The organism is Streptomyces sp. NPDC007095, from assembly GCF_040634475.1.
Taxonomy (GTDB): Bacteria; Actinomycetota; Actinomycetes; order Streptomycetales; family Streptomycetaceae; genus Streptomyces.
On the sequence record NZ_JBEYFS010000410.1, the window covers coordinates 1 to 5,364 of the forward strand.

At 70.3% G+C, this 5,364-nt stretch carries 4 protein-coding genes, 2 pseudogenes and 1 riboswitch; of the genes and pseudogenes, 4 read left to right on the forward strand and 2 right to left on the reverse strand.

All coding sequences use genetic code 11. The features are described 5' to 3' along the window. Positions 1–251 precede the first annotated feature (251 nt). A complete protein-coding gene (locus tag ABZ656_RS56140) occupies positions 252–401 on the reverse strand; it encodes a hypothetical protein (RefSeq protein ID WP_360280210.1) in 150 nt (49 codons plus the stop codon). Positions 402–587: 186 nt separating this feature from the next. Between ABZ656_RS56140 and ABZ656_RS56145 the strand changes: the two genes are divergently transcribed. Beyond that, on the forward strand, positions 588–1,616 hold the full coding sequence (locus tag ABZ656_RS56145) for an acyltransferase (RefSeq protein ID WP_101406801.1): 1,029 nt from the start codon (positions 588–590) through the stop codon (positions 1,614–1,616). Here the strand turns inward: ABZ656_RS56145 and ABZ656_RS56150 are convergent, their stop codons facing one another. Then, complete coding sequence (locus ABZ656_RS56150) at positions 1,617–2,792, reverse strand: cytochrome P450 (RefSeq protein ID WP_101406802.1); 1,176 nt, start codon at positions 2,790–2,792, stop codon at positions 1,617–1,619. A gap of 78 nt (positions 2,793–2,870) precedes the next feature. Continuing rightward, a riboswitch (cobalamin riboswitch) is annotated at positions 2,871–3,035 on the forward strand. 15 nt (positions 3,036–3,050) lie between these two features. Between ABZ656_RS56150 and ABZ656_RS56155 the strand changes: the two genes are divergently transcribed. The 3 genes and pseudogenes from ABZ656_RS56155 to ABZ656_RS56165 form a co-directional block, all read left to right on the forward strand. After that, positions 3,051–3,788: an ABC transporter ATP-binding protein gene (locus tag ABZ656_RS56155; protein WP_360280214.1), complete on the forward strand. Its 738-nt coding sequence runs from the start codon at positions 3,051–3,053 to the stop codon at positions 3,786–3,788. Between the two features lie 173 nt (positions 3,789–3,961). Next, positions 3,962–5,266, forward strand: a pseudogene (locus ABZ656_RS56160) (methylmalonyl-CoA mutase subunit beta); the annotation flags it as partial. Then, positions 5,266–5,364: pseudogene (locus tag ABZ656_RS56165) on the forward strand (magnesium transporter CorA); the annotation flags it as partial. The pseudogenes ABZ656_RS56160 and ABZ656_RS56165, both read left to right, overlap by 1 nt.

Consider the following 5,364-nt stretch of genomic DNA (forward strand, 5'->3'; position numbering starts at 1 on the left):
GAGGCGTCAGGTGGGGACCGGAAAGGCTAGTGAAAGCGAACCACTGACGAAGTGTCGAAACAAGTAGCTGACATCAAAACCGGGGCGGTTAAAGGCCCCGGACGCGCCGTCCCCTTGACCCGCCATGCCACTCCCACGGACTGAGGGTGGCATCGCGTGTGCGTGCCTGCGCGGCGGGGGCCTTCGTACCGCACCCCGTCCAGTGGCCCTTGCTCCCGACGCTCCGAACGCGACGCGGGTCCTCGTGCGTGTCACAGTCCATCGGCCATCCCGTGGCCCGAAGGTGTCCCGTCCGCCGTCAGATAGAGGGTGACCCAGCGTCCGACCAGGCGTTCACACCTTGACACGGCATTGCAGCGACCGACACCCATCACCACATCGAACGGCAATTCGACACGCATACTTACCGGCTCCTCGGGGAAAACGCGTCGACGACAACCACCCCAAACGTGCCCAGTTCAACACCCCAGTCCCCCAGCGAGCACCTCTCCTTGACCAACACAGGCGGTCCCATCGTGAGCAAGTCTTCCTTCGCCGAGCCGGAGCAATCCGAATCGCCGGTCCGATCGAAGACTCAGCATCGCGGGGTGACCCATCCCGGTCCACTGCCCTCCCTCACCGGTCTGCGCTGGGTGGCGGCCCTTCTCGTCTTCTGCCTGCACACCCGCAATCTCGGCTACTTCAACGGGGAGGCCCGTCACTTCGCCGACTGGGGCTTCGGGGCGGGCTCGACGGGGGTCTCCTTCTTCTTTCTGCTCTCCGGCTTCGTCCTCGCCTGGTCCGCCCGGTCCGACGACCGCCCCACGGCCTTCTGGCGCCGCCGCTTCGCCCGTCTCTACCCCGTCCACCTGGTCACGGCATGTATCGCGGTATTCGTCATGGGCATGGGCAAGCCGGCCGGCAGCGCGGCGAATCTGCTTCTCGTCCACTCCTGGTGGCACCCGTGGTGGCAGACACTCGACCCCGTCAGCTGGTCCCTCGGGTGCGAGGCGTTCTTCTACGCGACCTTCCCCGCGTTCGCCCTGCTGCTGCGGCACGCCGGGGCCCTCACCGCGACCGCGCTCGCCGGCGCGAGCGTCCTGACCGTGCTCATCCTGACCCGGGCGGACCTGCACATGGGTGTCGGCCGCACCCTGTACTCCTTTCCCCCGGCCCGGCTGCCGGAGTTCGTCCTCGGGGTCGCCGTGGCCCGCCTCGTGCTCCTCGGCCGCTGGCGCGGCCCCGGCCTGGAGGCGTCGGTGGGCCTGACGATCATCGGCTACTTCCTGGTCTCCCAGGTCGGCGGATCGTACGCCTGCGTCGCCTGCACCTTGGTCGGTTTCACCTGTCTGATCCCCGCGGCCGCCCTCGCCGACGTACGCGGCCTGCCCAGCTTGTGGCGACATCCGGCCCTCGTCCGACTGGGTGAACTCTCCTTCGCCTTCTACATGGTCCACCTGCTCGTGCTGCGGGCAGGGCAGCACCTGTTCAAACCGTCGCCGATCGGCGCGATCACCGCCTTCGCGGTGTCGCTGGCACTCGCCTGGCTCCTCTACGAGTACGTCGAGGTACCCGCCCGGCGATGGCTTCTGCGGCCCTTCATGAGATCCCTGCGACGCACGCTGGTGTCACGTTGATCAGGCGGGGCCGTCCCACTGGACATGCAGGGTGGGCGGCTTACGGAAGACCAGCCCGTGCGGAGTGGTCGGGTGGGCCGGGTCGAGGCGCAGGGCGGGGAGGCGTTCGAGCAGGCGCTGAAGGGCGATACGGGTCTCCAGCCGGGCGAGGTGCGCGGCGAGGCAATAGTGCGGGCCGTGTGCGAAGGCCAGCTGGAGACGCGCGTTCTCGCGGCGGACGTCGAACCGATCGGGATCGGGGAAGACGGCCGGGTCGCGGTTGGCGCCCGCCAGGGAGACGGTGACCAGTTCACCTCGGCGGATCGTGGCCGGGCCGAGGACGGTGTCACCGGTGGCGTACCGGTCCACGACCGCCGCTCCGGGTTCGAGGCGCAGCGATTCCTCGATCGCCCCGTCCAGCAGGTCGACGTCATCTCGGACAAGGGCGAGTTGGCCGGGGTGTCGCAGCAGGTGCAGCAGCGCGTTGGTGATCATCGCCTCGGTGGTCTCTATCCCTCCGAACATCAGCACCGCGGCGTTGGACGCCACTTCTGGCAGCGCCAGCCGCTCGGCGGCGGCGCCCAGGAGCGAAGTCGCGCCCCGGCCGGCGACGGTGGCTTCGACCGCGCCCCGTAGCCGCGCGTACGCCTCGGCGCCCGCGGGTGCCGCCTCGTGTCCGGCGGTGATGTCCGAGACCGACAGCACGATGGAGTCGTACCAGGAGAGCACCGTGTCCGCGGTGGTGCCGACCAGCCCGAGCGCCTCGGTCACGACGGCGACGGCGAGCGGGCCGGCGAAGGCACGTCGCAGTTCGACGGCGCCCGCCGGTTCCAGCGCGGTGATGAGCCGGTCGGTCTCCCGCTCGATGAACGAGGCGAAGCCGTCGCGTACTTCCCTGGGGCGGAAGGGAGCGGTGAAGGGCTCCCGGTGGCGGGCGTGCTCGTCACCGTCCAGGGACAGCATGCTCGGGCCGACGACCTGTGCGGTGGAGAACCGGGGGTCGTCGACGGTGAAGGTCACGGGGTCCCGCATCACGTTCAGCGCCAGATCACGACGGGTCACCAGCCAGCCGTCCAGCTCGGGCAGCCAGGAAACGGGCTCATGCGCACGCAGCCGGGCCAGTCGCGGATGCGGATCCGCGGCGAGTTCGGCGAGCGTGGTCGCGGCACCGAGCGGGAAGGAGCCGACGGCGCTCATCGCAAGCCTTGGCCGGGCACGGGGAATTGGATCACAGTCAAGGCTAACAATCATGCTGAAGGCGAGGCCGACGAGGGCGTGCTGATTTGCCGAGGCCGGTCAAGGCAATCCGGTGTGAATCCGGAGCTGACGCCCAGCGGTAAGGGTGACGGGCGGGGCAACACGAAGCCACCGGACGGCGGTCATATGTGACCGGAGTCCAGGAAGGCGCCTCGTCCGGGCGATCCCGAGTCCGAAGACCGCACCGCCGCCGGGCGGCTGATCCTGGACGGCGTCGACCTGACGCCCCTTCCTGGATCCATCACGGGTCTGCTCGGCCCCAACGGCTCCGGCAAGTCCACCCTGCTGCGTCTGCTCGCCGGTGTCCTCACTCCCGCCTCCGGCATCGTCACCCTCGACGGACATCCGCTGGGGGACCTCGGCCGCCGGGCCGTCGCCCGGCGCGTCGCCGACGTCGAACAGCAGGTCGACACCCAGGTCGACCTGACCGTGCTCGACGTCGTACGTCTTGGCCGCATCCCTCACCGACGCGCCTGGTCGCCCTCGACTCCGGCCGACGAGAGGGCCGTTCGCACCGCGCTGGAGCGTACGGACCCGACGGACAAGGCCGACCGCTCCTGGCACACGCTCTCGGGCGGCGAACGCCAGCGCGTCCAGATCGCCCGCGCACTCGCCCAGGAACCACGCGAACTCCTCTTCGACGAGCCCACCGACCACCTCGACGTCCAGCACCAGCTCGACCTGCTGGCCCTGATCGCGGAACTCCGCGTCACCAGCGTCGTCGCCCTGCACGACCTCAACCTCGCGGCCATGTACTGCGAGCGGATCGTCGTCCTCGGGCAGGGCCGGGCCGTCGCCTGCGGTTCCCCGTCGAAGACGCTCACCGAGGCCCTGATCGCCGACGTCTACGGCGTACGAGCCACCGTCACCGTCACGGGCGAAGGCTCCGCCGACCGCCCCCGCGTACGGTTTCCGGGAACACTCCCCGACCGCTGAGACCATCGGGACAACGCAGGTCGTGCTCCTCGCTCCGCGGCACCCGGCGCTGTCCGCGATCCATGTGATGCCGTAGTACGAACACGGCCTGTTGATCAAGACCACCCCTGGGAGGTCAAGGTCACAGCCGCGTCCTCTGCTGCTCACCTGCGGATCTGGCCTAACATCCGAGCATGACGGTCCTGCCTGACGACGGGCTCTCGCTGGCCGCCGAGTTCCCTGACGCGACCCATGAGCAGTGGCAACGCCTGGTTGAAGGCGTCCTGCGAAAGTCGGGCAAGGAAGTCTCGGGCGCAGCAGCGGAAGACGCCCTGTCCACCACGCTGGAGGACGGGCTTCGCGCCCGGCCCCTGTACACCGCGGACGACTCCGCGCCCGATCCCGGCCTGCCCGGTTTCGCTCCCTTCGTACGGGGCGGACGCCCCGAGGGCAACACGCTCGGCGGCTGGGACGTACGGCAGCAGCACACCGCCGCCGACGGCGCGGCGGTTCTCGCGGACCTGGAGAACGGCGTCACCTCGCTCTGGCTGGTCGCCGGTGCGGGCGGCATCGCGGTGTCCTCGCTCGACCGCGTCCTCGACGGTGTCTATCTCGACCTGGCGCCCGTCGTCCTCGACGCGGGACGTGAAGTCGAGCCCGCCGCACGCGAGTTGCTACGGCTCTACCAGGAGCGCGGGGTCGCCAAGGAGGCGGCGCGCGGCAACCTGGGAGCCGACCCGCTGGGCCACGAGGCCCGTACGGGAGACGGCGGGTTCGACTTCGCGCCCGTCGCCGCTCTCGCGGGGCTGTGCGCCGAGGAGTACCCGGGGCTGCGGGCGCTGACCGTGGACGCGCTGCCGTACCACGAGGCCGGCGGCTCGGCCGCGCAGGAGCTGGGCGCCTCGCTGGCGACCGGTGTCGCCTATCTGCGGCAGTTGACCGAGGCCGGGCTGAGTGTCGAACAGGCCTGTGGGCAGCTGGAGTTCCGGTACGCGGCCACCGCCGACCAGTTCCTGACCATCGCCAAGTTGCGGGCGGCGCGCCGGCTCTGGGCGCGGGTGACCGAGGTCTGCGGGGCCCCTGCCGGGCAGGTGCAGCACGCGGTGACCTCGCCGGTGATGATGTCCCGCCGCGACCCGTGGGTGAACATGCTGCGCACTACGGTCGCCACGCTGGCCGCCGGGGTGGGCGGCGCCGACGCCGTCACCGTGCTGCCCTTCGACCACGCGCTCGGCCTGCCGGACGCTTTCGCCCGGCGGATCGCCCGCAACACCTCGACGATCCTGGTCGAGGAGTCACATCTGTCCCGGGTGATCGATCCGGCGGGCGGCTCCTGGTATGTGGAGCGGCTCACGGACGAACTCGCACACGCGGGCTGGGATTTCTTCCAGCGGATCGAGCGGGAGGGTGGCCAGGCGGCGGCCCTGCGCTCCGGCCGGCTCGGCCAGGACCTCGCCCACACCTGGGAGGCGCGCAGCGCGAAGCTCGCCAAGCGGCGCTGCACGAGTCGGTGGAGAGCCTGGACCGGCTGGTCTCGGACATCCTCTCGGCGCATCTCGCGCAGATGAGCGTGCGCCAGAACGACGACATGCGGAAG

What these genes read in the sequence shown, in the direction of transcription:
- ABZ656_RS56150 (WP_101406802.1), bottom strand. Translation starts at nt 2,792, where the DNA reads ATGAGCGCCGTCGGCTCCTTCCCGCTCGGTGCCGCGACCACGCTCGCC.
- ABZ656_RS56140 (WP_360280210.1), bottom strand. Translation starts at nt 401, where the DNA reads ATGCGTGTCGAATTGCCGTTCGATGTGGTGATGGGTGTCGGTCGCTGC.